Genomic DNA, 16183 nt, shown 5'->3' with positions numbered 1-16183 from the left:
CGGCCGTGAGTCGAGGGCCGGACCTCAGCCGACATTGCGCTCCGGCTCTTCCTGCGCCGATGGCTCCGCATGAGGATCGAGCAGGACCGGTGAAGCCGGTTCCGTCATGTCGATCTCGCGGATCCATTCGCGCCAGATGGCGACGAGCAGGGCCATCAGCACGGGGCCGATGAACAGGCCGAGGAAGCCCATGGTCTTCACGCCGCCGATCAGGCCGAAGAAGGTGGGCAGGAAGGGCAGCTTGATCGGGCCGCCGACAAGGCGGGGACGCAGCGTCTTGTCGACGATGAAGAGCTCCACCGAGCCCCAGACGAACAAAGCGAGGCCGGCGACGGGCGAGCCGCTGGAGACGAGATAGACCGAGACCAGCGTGAAAGAGAGCGGCGCACCGCCGGGGAAGAGCGCCATGACGCCGGTGAGCACGCCGAGCGTGACGGCGGAGGGAACGCCGGCGATCCAGTAGGCAACGCCGAGCACGATGCCCTCGCCGATGGCGATCAGCGTCATGCCGGTGACGGTGGAACTGATCGTGGCCGGCACGATACGGGAAATGCGCTCCCAGCGCATCGGCAGGATGCGCTCGCCAAGGCGGTCCACCTGGGCGGCGAAGGACTGGCCGTCGCGATAGATGAAGAAAAGCGCGATCAGCATGAAGAGCATGGCGAGCAGGAGATTGAAGGCCATGCCGCCCGCCGCCAGCGCCACCCGGTAGATATTGCCGATATTGGCGCCGCTGACGATCTGCGTCAGTTCGCCGATGGCGCCCGGATGATCGAGGAAGCGCGTCCACTGCATGTCGAGCCAGCCGCCGACGACCGGCAGCGCGCGGATCCATTCCGGCGTCGCCGCGCCGGTGCTGTTGGTTTCGACAGCCCAGCCGATCCAGTCCCGAATTTCGTGGAAGGCATAGGTCGAGGCGAACATGATCGGCCCGATGATGAAGCCGAGGATCAGAAGGAGGGCAATGGTGGCGGCCAGCGTACGATTGCCGTTCAGCCGCGCCAGCAGGCGCGTATAGAGCGGCCAGCTTGCAAAGGCGATGACGAGCGCGGCCAGGACCGGAACGAGGAAGCCATGGAAGAAATAGATGCCGGCCAGAACGATCAACACCAGAAGCCAGCGCGCCGCCGAGATCGGTGACAAGAGCGCGGCGCCGCTCGGGCGCGCGGCGCCGAGCAGGCGTGGTTCACTTCTGCGGTGTTCCGAATGCAGCACTGTCCAACTCCTAAGGCCGGCGCCCCGGCCGGACCGCCCAGATAAGATGTATCCGAGGATTGTTAAACATATACGCGGTTTTTTGGGCAAGGGCGCGCTTACTCGCCGATGGCGTCCAAAAAAAGCAGCCTCGCGAAAAAGCGACGATCTGCGGCGCCTCGCATTATTGACGTTTACGTCAATGTAATATAGCGATATCCCTTGATGGCGCACGTCAAAAGCATCATCTTGTCCGCATCGGACGGTTGGAGGACCATTCGGTGCCGGCGGGACGGAAGATGCCCGCGCACAACGAGGAGGAATGCATGTCGGCCACAGCAGAACACCCGTCCACCGACCCGTCCGGCCGTTTCTGGCTCGCCTCCTACCCGGAAGGCATGGCCGGAGAAATCGCGCCGCTCAGCTACGCCTCCATCGGGGCGCTGGTGGAAAGCAGCTGCGTCCAATATGCCGACCGCCCCGCCTTCACCAGCATGGGCAAGACGCTCACCTTCAAGGATTTCGACGCGGCCACGCGCAGTGTCGCGGCCTGGCTCCAGGCACGCGGCCTCGAAAAGGGCGACCGCGTCGCGGTCATGATGCCGAACATCCTGCAAAATCCGGTGGTCATCTTCGGCATCCTGCGCGCCGGCCTCGTCGTGGTGAATGTCAATCCGCTCTATACGCCGCGCGAACTGGAGCACCAGCTCAAGGATGCCGGCGCCAAGGCGCTGTTCGTGCTGGAGAATTTTGCAAGCACGGTGGCGCAGGTCATCTCGCGCACCGCCGTCAGGCATGTGGTCGTCGCCACGATGGGCGACATGCTCGGCCTCAAGGGCCTGATCGTCAATTTCGTCGTGCGCAAGGTCAAGAAGCTCGTGCCGGCCTGGTCGTTGCCGGCGCACATCCCCTTCACCCAGGTGATGGCCGAGGGCGCGCGCGGCACCGTCAAGCCGGTGGCGATCGTTCCCGCCGATACGGCCTTCCTGCAATATACCGGCGGCACGACCGGCGTCTCCAAGGGCGCCACGCTGACCCATGCGAACCTGCTCTCCAACATGGAGCAGATCAAGCTGTGGATCGAGCCGACCTTCCGCATCAAGAAGCGGCCGGAACAGCTCACCTTCATCTGCGCCCTGCCGCTCTACCATATCTTCGCCCTGACGGTGAACGGGTTGGCGGGCATCGCGCTCGGCGGCCACAACGTGCTGGTCGCCAATCCGCGCGACATCCCGGCCTTCGTCAAGGAACTGGGGAAGTATCGTACCCACATCTTCCCCGGCCTCAACACGCTGTTCAACGCGCTGATGAACAACCCGGATTTCGCCAAACTAGACTTTTCCGAGCTGGTGCTGACCCTTGGCGGCGGCATGGCGGTGCAGCGCCCGGTCGCCGAGCGCTGGCAGAAGATGACGGGTTGCTCGATCACCGAAGGCTATGGCCTGTCCGAGACATCACCCGTCGCCACCGCCAACCGTTTCGACCGGCCGGAATTCACCGGCACCATCGGGCTCCCGCTGCCGTCCACCGACATCGAGATCCGCGACGACGACGGCAAGACGCTGGCGCTCGGCGAAGTCGGGGAAATCTGCATCCGCGGCCCGCAGGTCATGGCCGGTTACTGGCAACGGCCGGACGAGACGGCCAAGGTCATGACGCCGGACGGCTTCTTCCGCTCCGGCGACATCGGTTTCATGACGGCCGAGGGCTATACCAAGATCGTCGACCGCAAGAAGGACATGATCCTCGTCTCCGGCTTCAACGTCTTCCCCAACGAGGTTGAGGAAGTGGCGATGTCGCATCCGGGCATTCTCGAATGCGCGGCGATCGGGGTGCCGGACGAGCATTCCGGCGAGGCGGTCAAGCTCTTCGTCGTGAAGAAGGACCCGGCGCTGACGGCGGCAGACGTGAAGGCGCACTGCGCGGCCAACCTGACCAATTACAAGCGCCCGAAATTTGTCGAATTCCGTGACGAACTGCCGAAATCCAATGTCGGCAAGATTCTGCGCAAGGATCTCCGGGGCTGACGGCAGCCCCGGTTAAACCGATTTAATTTTTTCGGGCAAGGCGTGTTTGCGGTCTTGATTTGCCCATACCAAAGCGACTAGCTAACCGGCATCGTCCAAAGCCAAGGAAGACGCCGATGAACGCGCTTGTCGAAAAGCTGAAATCCATCGTTCGCGATACCAACGCCACAGACATCAGGGGCGCGTTCGCGTCCGACCCCACGCGGTTCTCGCGCTACAACGCCACGCTCGGCGACTTTCTCTTCGACTATTCCAAATGCGCGGTGAACGATGCCGTGCTCGACGGGCTGGAAGCGCTCGCCAGGCAAGCGGGTGTCGAGAAGAAGCGCGACGCCATGTTCGCCGGCGACATCATCAACATCACGGAAGAACGCGCCGTTCTGCACACGGCACTACGCAACCGCGCCAACACCCCGGTTCTCGTCGATGGCAACGATGTCATGCCGGATGTCAATTCGGTGCTCGACGCCATGGGCGTCTTTGCCGATGGCATTCGCACCGGCGCCCTGAAGGGCGCGACGGGCAAGAAGATCACCGACGTCGTCAATATCGGCATCGGCGGCTCGGACCTCGGCCCGGTCATGGCGACGCTGGCGCTCGCGCCCTTCCATGACGGCCCCCGGCTCCACTTCGTTTCCAACATCGACGGCGCACATATCGCCGATACGCTGAAGCTGCTCGATGCAGAAACGACGCTCTTCATCGTCGCCTCGAAGACCTTCACGACCATCGAGACGATGACGAACGCCGCGACGGCGCGCAAGTTCATCGCCGACGCACTGGGCGAAGCCGCCGTCGGCAGCCATTTCTGCGCAGTCTCCACGGCACTCGACAAGGTCGCGGCCTTCGGCATCGACGCAACCCGCGTCTTCGGTTTCTGGGACTGGGTCGGCGGGCGCTATTCGATCTGGTCGGCCATCGGCCTGCCGCTGATGATCGCCATCGGCAAGCAGGATTTTGCCGAGTTCCTCGCCGGCGGCCACGCGATCGACACCCACTTCCGCGAGGCGCCGGTCCGGGAGAACATCCCGATGCTGCTCGGCCTCATCGGCTATTACCATCGCAACGTGCTGGGCTATCCCTCGCGCGCCATCCTGCCATATGACCAGCGCCTGTCGCGCTTTCCCGCCTATCTCCAGCAGCTCGATATGGAATCGAACGGCAAGTCCGTGACCATGGATTCGACGCCGGTCGAGGGCGAGACCGGCCCGGTCGTCTGGGGCGAGCCCGGCACCAACGGCCAGCACGCGTTCTACCAGCTCATCCACCAGGGCACGACGGTCATTCCGGCCGAATTCATGATCGCGGCGAACGGCCACGAAAAGAACCTGCGCCACCAGCACCAGTTGCTCATCGCCAATTGCCTGGCGCAGTCGGAAGCCTTGATGAAGGGCCGCACGCTGGCGGAAGCCAGAGCCCAGCTGACCGCCAAGGGCATGGACGGGGTGAAGGCGGACAAGATTGCGCCGCACCGGGTCTTTTCCGGCAATCGCCCGTCGATCACCATGGTCTATGACAGCCTGACGCCCTTCGCGCTCGGCCGGCTTATCGCGCTCTACGAACACCGCGTCTTCGTGGAAGGGGTTCTGTTCAACATCAACTCCTTCGACCAGTGGGGCGTCGAACTCGGCAAGGAACTGGCGACGGGTCTGCTGCCGGTCGTCGAGGGCAGGGAAAGCGCCGACGGCCACGATTCGTCGACGGCCGGACTTGTCGCCGCGTTGCTGAAGGCCGCAAACTAGAGCAATTCCGGTGAAAACCGGATCACCGCAAATGCTCCAGGGTTTTGTTTTTGCCGCATTGTCCGACGCCGAAGCGATGCCGTTTCGGCTGGAAATGCTCTAGCCTCAGCGCAGGCTGAGACGGCGTGCCGCGAATGCACCGCGCGGCACGCGGGCAAGATTGCCGAGAAACTCGCGGGCGCAGGCGCGCCAGCTATAGGTCATGGCCCGGCCGCGGGCGACGTCCTTCTGGATATCGAGTGCGGCAAGGGCGGCCGCCTTCAGGTCTTCCGACAGCGCCCCGCCCTCGCCCAGAACATCGCGCGGGGCCGTCACCGGGAAGGCGGCCACCGGAACGCCACTGGCCAAAGCCTCCAGCATGACATTGCCGAACGTATCCGTGCGGCTCGGGAAGACGAAGACGTCGGCCGAGGCGTAGATCGCCGCGAGCTCTTCGCCCGTCTTGCGGCCGAGGAAGTGCACGTCGGGATAGCGCTGGCGCAGCGCGGCAAGATCCGGCCCGTCGCCGACGACGACCTTGCTGCCGGGCAGGTCCAGCCCCAGGAAGGCGGGAAGGTTCTTTTCCACCGCCACCCGTCCGACATTGAGAAAGACCGGCCGGGGAAGACCGAGATCACGGCGCCTTGCCGGATCGAACAGTTTCGTATCGACGCCCCGCGACCAGCGCTTGATGCGCACGAAGCCGCGCGCCGCCATTTCTGCGCCGAGCGATCTGGTCGCCACCATCATGCCCTCGCCGGCATTGTGGAAACGGCGCAGCCACCAGTAGCTCCAGCTCTCCGGAATGGGCAGACGCGCGCTGATGAATTCGGGAAAGCGCGTGTGATAGGCCGTGGTGAAAGGCAGCCGGCGTTTCAGGCAGGCCCGGCGCGCCGCCATGCCAAGCGGCCCTTCCGTCGATATATGGATGTAGTCAGGCGCCACGGCCTCGATTTCTGCCAGAACCTGCCGGCTCGATGCAATGGCAAGGCGGATTTCCGGATAGGACGGCAGCGGGATCGTCGTGAATTTTTCCGGCGTCAGGAAGACGACATCGACGCCCTCCTCGGCCATCGAGCGGGCCAGCTCCTCCAGCGTGTGCACCACGCCGTTCAGCTGGGGGCGCCAGGCGTCCGTGACGACAAGAATGGTGGGCGCCCGGTCTTCGGGTCGGGCGGGCGACAGCGAATCTGGAACAGGATGATCGAGCATGGCCTCTTTGACCATGCGGCGATGACAGGCGAATGAAGGCGCCCGGGATCAGGCGAGCCCGATTTCCTTCGCCCATGGCGGGTTGGCACCGGCACGGGAGACCGTAACGGCGGCGGCCTTGGCGCCGAGCGCCAGAACCTTGGCGATCTGGTCTTCGGAAAGCCTGCCCACCTGCTGCTTGGTGAGCAGGTTCTGCATTTTCAGGGAGGCGAGCACGCCCGCATCGAACGTATCGCCCGCACCGACCGTATCGACCACGCTGACGCGTTCGCTCGGCACCGTGACCTTGTGGCTCGCCGTATAGCCAACCGCGCCTTCCGCGCCGCGCGTCACGACGACGAGCTTTGCGCCATGATGCAGCCAGTAACGGGCCAGCGTATCTTCATCGCCCTCGAGGCCGAACCAGGCTAGATCCTCGTCGGAGAATTTTACGATATCGGCCATGGCCGCCATGCGGCGGATGCGGGCCATATGCGCATCCTTGTCCTTGATGAAACCGGGGCGGATGTTCGGGTCGAGCGAGATGACGCGCTTGTCGTGCTCGCGCGCAAGCAGCGCCTCGTAGGTGGAGCCGCAGGGTTCCGGTATGAGGCTGATCGCGCCGAAATGCAGCGCCTCGCATGCGTCGCCCAGCACCGGAAGCTCGGCTTCGGTGATCATGCGGCCGGCGGTGCCCTCGTCATAGAAGGCATAGGTCGCATGGCCATCGACGAGCTTGACGAAGGCGACGGTGGTGGGGCGCGAGAGGGTTGCGCAATAGCTGTAGTCGACGCCGCTTTCACCGAGCGTCTTGCGCAGGATGTCGCCCATCATGTCGTCGGAAAGACCGGTGAAGAAGCCCGTCGGAACGCCGAGGCGGCCGAGCGCGATCGCCGTGTTGAAGATCGCCCCGCCGGCATAGGGCGCATAGGCATCCTCGCCGAGCGTCGTCGTCCGCGGCAGCATGTCGATCAGCGCTTCACCACAACACAGGATCATCACCAGTCCTCCAATCGATTTTCAATCGATTTAAACGATCACAACAAAAAGCGCCAGAGGCTTTTACGCGGTCGGCAGCTCGGAGACGCCGCCATGGGCAGCCGACCAGACGAGCGGCGCATCGAAGAAGGATTCGACAGAGGCGAGCGTCGCGTCGTCGAACAGCTTCTCCGCCCGCGCGACGGCAAGCACGTCGCGCCAGGTGGCGATGTGGTGCAGCTTCACGCCGCCATTGGCATAGCGCGCTTCGGCTTCCTTGAAGATGCCGTAGTAGAACAGCGACATGCCATGATCGACGACGCCGCCGGCCGCGCGGATGGCGTCGATGAAGGTGAACATGGAACCGCCGACGGTCACGAGATCCTCGATGACGAGCACGCGGGCGCCCTCCGTCATGACGCCTTCGATCTGCGCATTGCGGCCATGGCCCTTCGGCTTCTTGCGCACATAGATCATCGGCAGGCCGAGGCGGTCGGCCAGAAGCGCGGCGAAGGGAATGCCCGCCGTCTCGCCGCCGGCGATCACGTCGAAGCGCTCGAAGCCGGCGTTGCGGGTGATGGTCGCGGCGGCAAAATCCATGATCGCCGAGCGGATGCGCGGATAGGAGAGCAGCTTGCGGCAATCCATATAGACCGGAGAGGCCATACCGGAGGCGAGCTTGTAGGGCTCTTCAGGGCGGAAATGCACCGCCTTGATCTCCCACAGCATGCGGGCCATCAGCTCCGCCATCACATCTTTGTCCGGAAAGGAATTGGAAAACATCGGCATCTCCCGCGTGACTGTCTGCCGGTGCGCATAGCAGCAAGAGGAGCCGCTTTCCAGCGGCTGCGCGGTTTTCCAGAGGCCGGACAACGAAAAACCCTCCCCGCAGGGGCGGGAAGGGTTTCGGGAGGATCAGAGTGTGGTGTCGCTCAGACGGCCGAACGGCGGGCGTCGATCGAGAAGGAGCCCGGGCCGAAGGCGGCGAGGACGAGGAAGCCACCGGCAATCGTGATGTTCTTCCACATCATCAGGCCGTTGAACATGGTCAGCAGGCCGTTGGCGCCTTCCGGAAAGTCCGGAACGTTGATCGGGCCGCTGTGGAACACGAGGGCCGTGAACACGCTGAAGGCGGCCAGAAGGTAGGCTGCGATGCGCGTCTGGAAGCCGACGAGGATGAAGAGGCCGGCGACGACTTCGAAGATACCGGCAAGGTAGGCGAGCGCGGTTGCCGCCGGCAGGCCGGCACCGGCGATCATGCCGGCGGTGCCGGAGGGATCGATCAGCTTCGGATAACCGGACGTGATGAACATGAGGGCGAGGAGGATACGTCCGACGAGGACGACGGCATTCTGCTGCATGGAAAGCTCCTGAGGCTTCGGTGATTGCGTTGGTAAAGAAATACCACTTTCCCAGCGTCAAACTAGACGGGCAACCAGATGACAGATCGTTCTCTTTTTGTGAACGATCGCCTGTTCCCGGCGATACAGCGCAATGGCAACAGCGATGCGACAAGGGCCTATCCCACCTGCCTTCCTGCCGGAGACATCATGCGCCGCACCCTCATCGCCCTCGCTTTTGCCGCCGCCTCCCTCACTGCCACCTCCATCGGTCATGCCGGCACCGCCTATGGCGACGGCTACTACGGGCACTACCAGCAGAACTGCATCACCAAGCGCATCCGCACCACCGACGCCGACGGCCGCGCAGTCACCAAGCGCGTGCGCATCTGCCGGTAGGCAAGGAACGCTCCGTTCTTTTCTGTTGCAAGCGCCCGGCGGCTGGGCGAAGATTTCCGCCGAGCGGCCCCCTGTAGCGGCGGCCGGGGGAAACCGGATATGAACGAGATCAACAAGAGCGCTGCGTTCTGGCGTTCCTTTCCGATTTTCGAGGGATTCAGCAAGGAAACGATTGGCGAAATCACGGCAATCGCGACCCATCGCAAATGGCCGGCCGGCACGGTGATCTTTCAGCGCGGCGACGAAGGCACCTATCTCATCGTGCTCGTTTCCGGCCGCATCAAGCTTTCCCTGATCACGCCTCAAGGCAAGGAATTGTCGCTGCGCCAGCTGGAACCGGGTTCCGTGCTCGGTGAAATGGCGATCCTGGACGGCCAGCCGCGCTCGGCGGACGCCACCGCCGCCGTGGCGACCGAGGGCTACGTCATCGCCAAGCGCGACTTCCTCGAACTGGTCACCCGCAACCCGACGGCCGCGCAGGCGATCATCCACTATCTGTGCACCAAGCTGCGCGAGACGACGGAGCAGCTCGAAACCATCGCGCTCTACGATCTCGACGCCCGCGTCGCGCGTTTCTTCCTGGCGACGCTGCGCACCATCCATGGCGAGGAATTGCCGGACAGCGCCAATCTCCAGCTGGCGCTGAGCCAGACCGAAATCGCCAGCATCCTCGGCGCGAGCCGGCCGAAGATCAACCGCTCGATCCTGGCGCTGGAAGAGGCCGGCGCCATCCGCCGCAAGGACGGCATCATCCATTGCCATATCGGCCGGCTCTATAAGATCGCCGAACCAGATGACGACTAGGACCAACCGGCCGACGCTCGACGGGAACGGCCGCTCATGATTGCCAAGAAATTTCGCCCCCTCGCCGCCGGCCTCCTCGCAAGCCTCGCGGGCGCACTGCTGCTGTTCGCCCTTGGCGAGACGGCGCTGGAGCCGCAGCGCGAATACTATTTCGACGCCCTGACGCAGGCGGTTCCGGTTGCCCAGAGCGACCGGGTCGTCGTCGTCGATATCGACCGCAAGGCCTTCCAGAACGCCGCGAACAAGGCATGGACCCGCGCCCAGACGGCAGAGTTGATCGAGCGGCTTGCCGCGGCAAAGCCGGCCGCTGTCGCCTTCGATTTCATCTTCAGCACCGACTGCGCGGCGGAGGAGCCCGCCAATGCGGCGCTCGCCAGCGCCATCGGAAAGGTGCCGACCGTCCTCGGCTTCCTCATCGGCGAGACGCTGGACAATGCGCCGCGCCCCGTGCCCAAGCTCGCCTTGCAACGGCCGGTCGTCGTGCCGGATCTCTGGTTCATCGAGGGCACGGAAAGCTCCTGCGCCTTCCTGCAGGACAGGTCCGCGGCCGCCGCTGCCGCCTTCCTCGTCGGCGACGAGGATGCCGTCGTGCGCCGTGTGCAGGCCTATGCGATCATCGGCAATTCCGCCTATCCGGCGCTCGGCGTCGAGGCGGCGCGGCTGGCGGCCGGTGCGCGCACGCCGGTGCTGGGCGGCACCCCCACCTGGCTGCGCCACGATTCACGCATCCTGCGGCTCGACGAGGACGGGAGCCTGCGCTTCGTGGCGAGCAGTGCCGAAACGATTGGCGCGCGCACCTTCTCCGCAGCGGATATCGTGGCAGGACAGGTGCCGGCCGACAGGATCGCCGGCAAGGTCGTGCTGATCGGCAGCAGCCTGCCCAATCTCGGCGGCTTGCGCACCAGCGCCTCCATGCCGCTCGAACCCTCCGTGCAGATCCATGCGGACATGGCGAACGCGATCCTGACCGATCACATCCCGACGCGCGACCTCGGCCTTCTGCCCTACGAGGCCGGCTTTGCCTTCATTGCCGGGGCGGCGGCGGCCTTTGCCGCAGCGCGCCTGCGCCCGCTCGGGGCCGCGATGGCCGGCATCGGCCTCATGGGGCTCGTCTTCGGGGCATCCGTGCTTCTCTATGCCCGCACGGCGCTGCTCTCCGATGCGGTCGGCATTTGCCTCGTCGTGGCAATGGCGGCGCTCGTCACCGGCCTGCTGCAATATGGCCACGTGCGCCGCTCGGAGGCGACGGCGCGGCTGCGCTTTGCGCAATACCTGCCGCAATCCGTCGTCTCGCGCTACATCGACAATCCGGACCTCGGCCGCGTCGCCGGCGAGGAGCGGCAGGTGACTGCCCTCTTCACCGATATCGAGGGCTTTTCCTCCCTTGCCCAGAAGATCGGCCCACATGACCTCGTCAAGCTGCTCGATATCTACTTTTCCGAGGTGAACGCCCTCGTCGCCCGCCATGGCGGCATGGTGGACAAGGTGGTGGGCGATGCCGTGCACGCGCTCTTCAATGCGCCGGACGACCTCGACCGCCATGTGGACAAGGCCCTTGCCTGCGCGGACGAAATCCGCACGCTGACCGAGGAAATGCGCCGTCGACCGGCCTTCTTCGAGAAGGAATTCGGGCGCACCCGCATCGGCATCGAGACGGGCATGGCGGTGCTGGGGGAAGTGGGTGCCGGCGGCAAGCTCGACTATACGGCCCATGGCGATGCGGTGAATCTTGCGGCGCGGCTTCAGGATGCCAACAAGTTCCTGGGCACGCAGATCTGCATCGGCCCGCGGGCGGGCGGCGAGACGAGCCGGCGGCTGCGTCCCATCGGCAGCCACGACATCCGCGGCTTCGGCACGATGGAGCTTTTCACCCTGGACTAGCGGATGCCGGCGCTGGCATAGGCCTCGCGGATGCGGGCCTCGCCCCACCGGGCGACCTCGCTGGGCGCCGCGCCGGGCGCTGCGATATCGACGCCCTGCCCGCGGCCGACCTGCCGCGTCACGCCGCCACCGGTAACCTCGACCAGCCCGTGCTCGACAAAGACCCCGAAGACGCCGCGGCTGGGGCCGGCGAAGAATTTCGTGCCGCGCACGCCGATCATGCCGAAGGCGGTGCGCATGGTAAGGTCGATCTTGGCAAGGCCCTCCGGCCGGTCGAACACCATCTGGCCGGTGCCCAGCTCGATCGTTCCGCCCTGCCCGGCAATGAAGGTGTCGATCAGGAGCTCCGTCTCGCTGCCGAGAAGCAGGCTGGTATCCTCGCCCAACGCAAGCTCGGCAAAGCTCTCCTTGCCGGTCGCAACGAAGTCATGGTCCATCAGGCTGGCGCCTGCCTTCAGGCCCTCCAGACGATCCGCCTGCTTGCGGGTGACGTCGCCGGTGATCTCCACCGCCTTGCCGATGATCGAATTGGCCTGCGTCGCGCGGATGCCGATCCCCGTAAGCGCGAGCGCACCGCCCGCAAGAAAGAACCTGCGGCTGATGGAAACCGGACCAGGAGGGTTGAACATCTGCATCACATACCTTTCGCGCGGGATCGCCCGCCGGGAGGAATTGAACCGATAGGGGCCGCCGCGTCAATCGGGGCGCTATCTTGCATACATCCCTTATGCCGCCCTGGTTAATTGCGCTCTGTTCCCGTGGAAACTGCTGGCTTTTTCCCATCGCCTAGGGTGTGGCCATGCAACGAAGGGAACCGGAAATGATCACGCGATCCATATGCATGAAGACGCTCGGCCGCGCCCTTTTCTTCGCGGCCCTTCTTTCCGGCGCAGCTCACGCCGGCACTCGCTCCATCGAAAACCAGTGCGACGCGAGCGCCGGAAGCCGCCATGACCGGACGCGCAACACTGCCCTCGCGCCGGTGGCGCTGGAGGACATCAAGATCGGCCCGGCGCTCTCCGCCTGCCGCGAGGCCTACAATGCCGGCGGCAGCGCGCGCATGGCCTTCCAGCTTGGCCGCGCGCTGGAACGCGCGGGGCAGGACCTCGAGGCCATGAAGCTCTATGCGCAGGCGGCCAGCCTCGGCCACACGGTGGCGATGATCAATTATGGCGGCATGCTCGGCAAGCGCGGCGATCCGGTCGGCGAATTCGACCACTACAGCAAGGCGGCTGAACGCGGCGACCTGCTCGGTGCCTACAATCTCGCCGTCGCCTATCGCGACGGCATCGGCACGAAGATTGATGGCGGGCAGGCCGTCCGCTGGTTCGACAAGGCGGCCGCAGGCGGCGGCGAGACGGCGGCTTTCAATCTCGGCGTCCTGTTCGACGACGGCAGCCTCGTTGCGGAAGACAATGCACGGGCGGCGGCGTTCTACCGGCTTGCCGCCGAGGGTGGCAACGTCGATGCCATGATCAATCTCGGCCTCATGCTGGAAGCGGGCGAAGGCATTTCGCAGGACCTGCCCGCCGCCGCCCGCTATTTCGGCCAGGCGGCCGAGCGAGGCGACAGCTACGGCAAGCTGAAACTCGGCCTGATGCAGCAGAGCGGCACCGGCATCGTCAAGAATATCGAGCAGGCGGTGAACAGTCTCGTCGCCGCCTTCGAGATGCGCGACGTGGACCTCGAAGTGATCCTGCGCGACCAGCCGGAACAGCTTTCCGCCGATGCCCGCCTTGCCATCAAGCAGGTGCTGGCCAGGCGCGACCTGATCGACGACGCTGAAAATGCGGAGATCGATCCGATCACCCTCGGCGCCATCGAGAAGCACTACGCCCGGCAATAGTCAGGCGGGATCAGACGATCTCGCCGGCCTGCGGACCCCAGGTGTCCGTCATGGCGAAACCGTTCGCCAGCGGATCGGTCGGGTCGAGCGCGATCTGGTGCAGGCCGAAGGTCCAGCCGCGGCCGGTAATGGTGGGAATGATCGCCGGGCGGCCGGCAACGACGGTCTCGGCCTCCAGCCCGACCTCGAACTCGGACCCGATTATCGAGCGCGAGCGGAACGTATCGCCCACCTTGGCAAGGCCGCGGGCATGCAATGTCGCAAGGTTGGCCGAATTGCCGGTGCCGCAGGGCGAGCGGTCGACGCGGCCCGGCCACATGGTGGTGGCGGTGCGCACGAGGCCATCGGGATCGCGGTCGCGGAACATCACATAGGCGACGCCGCTGATTTCCGGAATTTCCGGATGCACGACCGTCATCGACTTGTTGATGAGATCCTTCAGCGCCATGCCGGCATCGACGAGTGCGCGGGCATTGCCCTTTTCGATCTTGGTGCCGATCTGGTCGACATCGACCAGCGCATAGAAAATACCGCCATAGGAGATATCGAAGCGCACGCGGCCCCAGTGCGGCGTGTCGATTTCCACGTCCAGCTCCTGCACGAAGGAGGGCACCATGGTGAGCTTCACCTTCTCGCAGCGCCCGTCGCGGCAGGTCGCCGTCGCCCGGACGAGACCGGCCGCCGTATCGAGCACGACGACGGTTTCCGGCTCCTTCATCTCGACGATTCCCGATTCGAGCAGCGCCGTGGTGACGCAGATCGAGTTGGAGCCGGAGGAGGCATGCGCCTGGTCGGCCTGCAGGATGATGAAGCCGGCATCGGCTTCCGGGCGCTTGGCCGGCAGCAGAAGGTTGACCGAGCCGGTCGCGGCCGCGCGCGGCTCCAGGCACAGGAATCGACGCAGGCTGTCATCGACAGTATTGATGTGGTTGAGCTGTTCGGCAATCGTATTGCCTGGGATCTTCGGCACGCCGCCGATCGCCACCTTGCCGATTTCGCCTTCGCAATGAACGTCCAGCAACTGGATCGTGCGCTTCCATCTCATGTCGATATGCTCCGCTCTGGCCGGTCTTCCGGCCGCACTTTGCTTCCTGATATATCAGATCGTCATGAGTTCCAACAGCTTTTCATGCGACAGGTTTGCGCGCTACGAACATGGTTGCAAAGCTGTCCCCCCGCCCGCCGCGTTTTCCTCATGCCAAGAGATATTTCCATGACCAAATTCATTGTCTTCACCGATTTGCACATGGTGCCCGAGGGCACGACGATCATCGGCCTCGATCCCTACCAGCGGCTGCTGGCCGGTATCGAGCACGTCAACCGCCACCATGCGGATGCAGACCGGGTCATCTTCACCGGCGACCTGACGCATCGCGCCGACACGCCGTCCTATGAGCGCCTGCGTCATCTTCTGTCCCTCCTCGTGCCGCCGGCCGCCATCACCATCGGCAACCACGACCACCGCGACCGCTTTCTGGAGAGCTTTTCCCATGTGCCGCCGGACGAGAACGGCTTCATCCAGCAGGTGATCGACTTTGCCGATTGCCGCGCCGTGCTGCTCGATACGCTGTTCGCCCCGCCCTATGACTATCCGATGAGCCATGCCGGCTACCTCTGCGAAAAGCGCCTCGCCTGGCTCGACCGGGCACTGGCGACGGCGAACGGCCTGCCGGTCCTTCTCTTCATGCATCACCCGCCGCACAAGACGGGCTTTACCGGCATGGACGCGATCCGGCTCGGCAACGAGGATGCGTTCTACGAACTCGTGCTCAAACACGGCAATGTCCGCCACATCTTCGCCGGCCACGTGCACCGCACGATCGGCGGCTCGCATCGCGGCATTCCCTTCTCGATCCTCAAGAGCCCGGTGCATCAGCAACCCATGCCCTTCGACACACCGAATGCCTCACTTTCGGTGGACGAGCCCGCCGCCTACGGCATCGTCATGGTCACCGAAGAGGGCCTGCAGGTGCACAATGAGGACTACGAAATCGCCCGGCGCGATTCGGAAATCGCCTGAGCAGGCGGGTTAACGCGCGTTACACATCGTGATGCCGGGCTTGCGTTCCGCGGGAACCGGGCCGGGCCTCTCCCGTTGTCTCCTCGAAGGGTTGGGAAACCGACTTTCGAAGGAGAAGAACATGCATAAGATACTCATGGCAGGTGCGGCCCTCGCACTCATAGGCGTCACCGTCGCCCATGCGGACGACCGCGACAAGGAAGTGCTCGGCGGTGCGGCAGGCGGCGCAGCAGGGGCTGCAGCCGGTGCCGTCGTCGGCGGCCCGGTCGGCGCCATCGTCGGCGGCGTAGCCGGCTTTGCCGTCGGCGCGGAGGCGGCCGTTCCGGAAGACGCCCGCATCTATGTGATGGAAAACCCGACGCCGCCGGTCATCCTGGAAGGCCAGGTGACCGCCGACACGCGTTTCGACGACACCGTGATGCTGACGCCGATCCCCGAACATCCGGATCTTGGCTATGTCTATGTCGAGAACCGTCCGGTCATCGTGCGCACGGATAGCCGCCAGGTGATCTATGCGCCGGAAATCGAGACCACGGCCAGCATTCCCGGCGACATCCCGGAAACGACGATCACCTATGTCGAGCGCCATCCGCTGGATCCGGTGATCCTGGAAGGGCCGGTGGAGGCCGGCATGGTCATTCCGCAGAGCGTGCAGATCGTCGAGGTGCCGGAAAGTCCGGCCTACGGCTATATCTATGTCGATCAGCGGCCGGTTCTCGTCGACCGCTCCAGCCGCGAAGTGATCTGGGTCCGCTAACGCTTCAGTGTCGCTTGCGTGAAAG

General features: G+C 64.6%; 15 protein-coding genes. 8 read left to right on the top strand and 7 right to left on the bottom strand.

What is annotated here, in order from left to right; all coding sequences use genetic code 11:
* Positions 1–24: 24 nt before the first annotated feature.
* Entirely contained in the window at positions 25–1215 is a 1191-nt protein-coding gene (locus tag WA950_RS07015; protein WP_424550967.1) for an AI-2E family transporter, read from the bottom strand.
* Between the two features lie 305 nt (positions 1216–1520).
* Here WA950_RS07015 and WA950_RS07010 point away from each other — a divergent pair, with 305 nt between their 5' ends.
* Positions 1521–3221, top strand: coding sequence for a long-chain fatty acid--CoA ligase (locus WA950_RS07010; protein ID WP_424550966.1), 1701 nt, complete (start codon positions 1521–1523; stop codon positions 3219–3221).
* A 116-nt stretch (positions 3222–3337) separates the two neighbouring features.
* Complete coding sequence (pgi, locus tag WA950_RS07005; RefSeq protein ID WP_424550965.1) at positions 3338–4963, top strand: glucose-6-phosphate isomerase; 1626 nt, start codon at positions 3338–3340, stop codon at positions 4961–4963.
* Positions 4964–5068: 105 nt separating this feature from the next.
* Here the strand turns inward: pgi and WA950_RS07000 are convergent, their stop codons facing one another.
* From WA950_RS07000 to WA950_RS06985, 4 genes are all read right to left on the bottom strand, one after another.
* The gene (locus WA950_RS07000) at positions 5069–6154 is read right to left on the bottom strand and encodes a glycosyltransferase family 4 protein (protein ID WP_424550964.1); all 1086 of its coding nucleotides are present in this window, start codon (positions 6152–6154) and stop codon (positions 5069–5071) included.
* A gap of 48 nt (positions 6155–6202) precedes the next feature.
* Positions 6203–7132, bottom strand: a complete 930-nt coding sequence (locus WA950_RS06995; protein ID WP_424550963.1) for a carbohydrate kinase family protein — start codon at positions 7130–7132, stop codon at positions 6203–6205.
* A gap of 63 nt (positions 7133–7195) precedes the next feature.
* The gene (locus tag WA950_RS06990) at positions 7196–7894 is read right to left on the bottom strand and encodes an orotate phosphoribosyltransferase (RefSeq protein WP_424550962.1); all 699 of its coding nucleotides are present in this window, start codon (positions 7892–7894) and stop codon (positions 7196–7198) included.
* 149 nt (positions 7895–8043) lie between these two features.
* On the bottom strand, positions 8044–8472 hold the full coding sequence (locus WA950_RS06985) for a DoxX family protein (protein WP_424550961.1): 429 nt from the start codon (positions 8470–8472) through the stop codon (positions 8044–8046).
* A 189-nt stretch (positions 8473–8661) separates the two neighbouring features.
* Between WA950_RS06985 and WA950_RS06980 the strand changes: the two genes are divergently transcribed.
* From WA950_RS06980 to WA950_RS06970, 3 genes are all read left to right on the top strand, one after another.
* Complete coding sequence (locus WA950_RS06980) at positions 8662–8850, top strand: hypothetical protein (protein ID WP_424550960.1); 189 nt, start codon at positions 8662–8664, stop codon at positions 8848–8850.
* A 99-nt stretch (positions 8851–8949) separates the two neighbouring features.
* Entirely contained in the window at positions 8950–9654 is a 705-nt protein-coding gene (locus tag WA950_RS06975; RefSeq protein ID WP_424550959.1) for a Crp/Fnr family transcriptional regulator, read from the top strand.
* Positions 9655–9693: 39 nt separating this feature from the next.
* Entirely contained in the window at positions 9694–11535 is a 1842-nt protein-coding gene (locus tag WA950_RS06970; protein ID WP_424551002.1) for a CHASE2 domain-containing protein, read from the top strand.
* On the opposite strand, the gene WA950_RS06965 is transcribed toward WA950_RS06970, so the two are convergent.
* The gene (locus WA950_RS06965) at positions 11532–12164 is read right to left on the bottom strand and encodes a FecR family protein (protein WP_424550958.1); all 633 of its coding nucleotides are present in this window, start codon (positions 12162–12164) and stop codon (positions 11532–11534) included. The two genes, WA950_RS06970 and WA950_RS06965, sit on opposite strands and share 4 nt — an antisense overlap.
* 191 nt (positions 12165–12355) lie before the next feature.
* Between WA950_RS06965 and WA950_RS06960 the strand changes: the two genes are divergently transcribed.
* Complete coding sequence (locus WA950_RS06960; RefSeq protein WP_424550957.1) at positions 12356–13381, top strand: tetratricopeptide repeat protein; 1026 nt, start codon at positions 12356–12358, stop codon at positions 13379–13381.
* Between the two features lie 10 nt (positions 13382–13391).
* Here WA950_RS06960 and WA950_RS06955 read toward each other — a convergent pair whose 3' ends face one another.
* A complete protein-coding gene (locus tag WA950_RS06955) occupies positions 13392–14426 on the bottom strand; it encodes a proline racemase family protein (protein WP_424550956.1) in 1035 nt (344 codons plus the stop codon).
* Positions 14427–14594: 168 nt separating this feature from the next.
* Between WA950_RS06955 and WA950_RS06950 the strand changes: the two genes are divergently transcribed.
* Positions 14595–15401: a phosphodiesterase gene (locus WA950_RS06950; protein WP_424550955.1), complete on the top strand. Its 807-nt coding sequence runs from the start codon at positions 14595–14597 to the stop codon at positions 15399–15401.
* Between the two features lie 121 nt (positions 15402–15522).
* On the top strand, positions 15523–16158 hold the full coding sequence (locus tag WA950_RS06945; RefSeq protein WP_424550954.1) for a DUF1236 domain-containing protein: 636 nt from the start codon (positions 15523–15525) through the stop codon (positions 16156–16158).
* Positions 16159–16183 lie beyond the last annotated feature (25 nt).

The organism is Shinella sp. (assembly GCF_049651085.1).
In the GTDB taxonomy this organism is placed as follows: Bacteria; Pseudomonadota; Alphaproteobacteria; order Rhizobiales; family Rhizobiaceae; genus Shinella.
Note: the sequence above shows the minus strand (reverse complement) of the source record. Positions and strands in the feature narration are given on the sequence as shown.

Coding starts and splice junctions, on each gene's coding strand:
- WA950_RS07010 (WP_424550966.1), top strand. CDS start 1,521: ATGTCGGCCACAGCAGAACACCCGTCCACCGACCCGTCCGGCCGTTTC.
- pgi (WP_424550965.1), top strand. CDS start 3,338: ATGAACGCGCTTGTCGAAAAGCTGAAATCCATCGTTCGCGATACCAAC.
- WA950_RS07000 (WP_424550964.1), bottom strand. CDS start 6,154: ATGCTCGATCATCCTGTTCCAGATTCGCTGTCGCCCGCCCGACCCGAA.
- WA950_RS06995 (WP_424550963.1), bottom strand. CDS start 7,132: ATGATCCTGTGTTGTGGTGAAGCGCTGATCGACATGCTGCCGCGGACG.
- WA950_RS06990 (WP_424550962.1), bottom strand. CDS start 7,894: ATGTTTTCCAATTCCTTTCCGGACAAAGATGTGATGGCGGAGCTGATG.
- WA950_RS06985 (WP_424550961.1), bottom strand. CDS start 8,472: ATGCAGCAGAATGCCGTCGTCCTCGTCGGACGTATCCTCCTCGCCCTC.
- WA950_RS06980 (WP_424550960.1), top strand. CDS start 8,662: ATGCGCCGCACCCTCATCGCCCTCGCTTTTGCCGCCGCCTCCCTCACT.
- WA950_RS06975 (WP_424550959.1), top strand. CDS start 8,950: ATGAACGAGATCAACAAGAGCGCTGCGTTCTGGCGTTCCTTTCCGATT.
- WA950_RS06965 (WP_424550958.1), bottom strand. CDS start 12,164: ATGTTCAACCCTCCTGGTCCGGTTTCCATCAGCCGCAGGTTCTTTCTT.
- WA950_RS06960 (WP_424550957.1), top strand. CDS start 12,356: ATGATCACGCGATCCATATGCATGAAGACGCTCGGCCGCGCCCTTTTC.
- WA950_RS06955 (WP_424550956.1), bottom strand. CDS start 14,426: ATGAGATGGAAGCGCACGATCCAGTTGCTGGACGTTCATTGCGAAGGC.
- WA950_RS06950 (WP_424550955.1), top strand. CDS start 14,595: ATGACCAAATTCATTGTCTTCACCGATTTGCACATGGTGCCCGAGGGC.
- WA950_RS06945 (WP_424550954.1), top strand. CDS start 15,523: ATGCATAAGATACTCATGGCAGGTGCGGCCCTCGCACTCATAGGCGTC.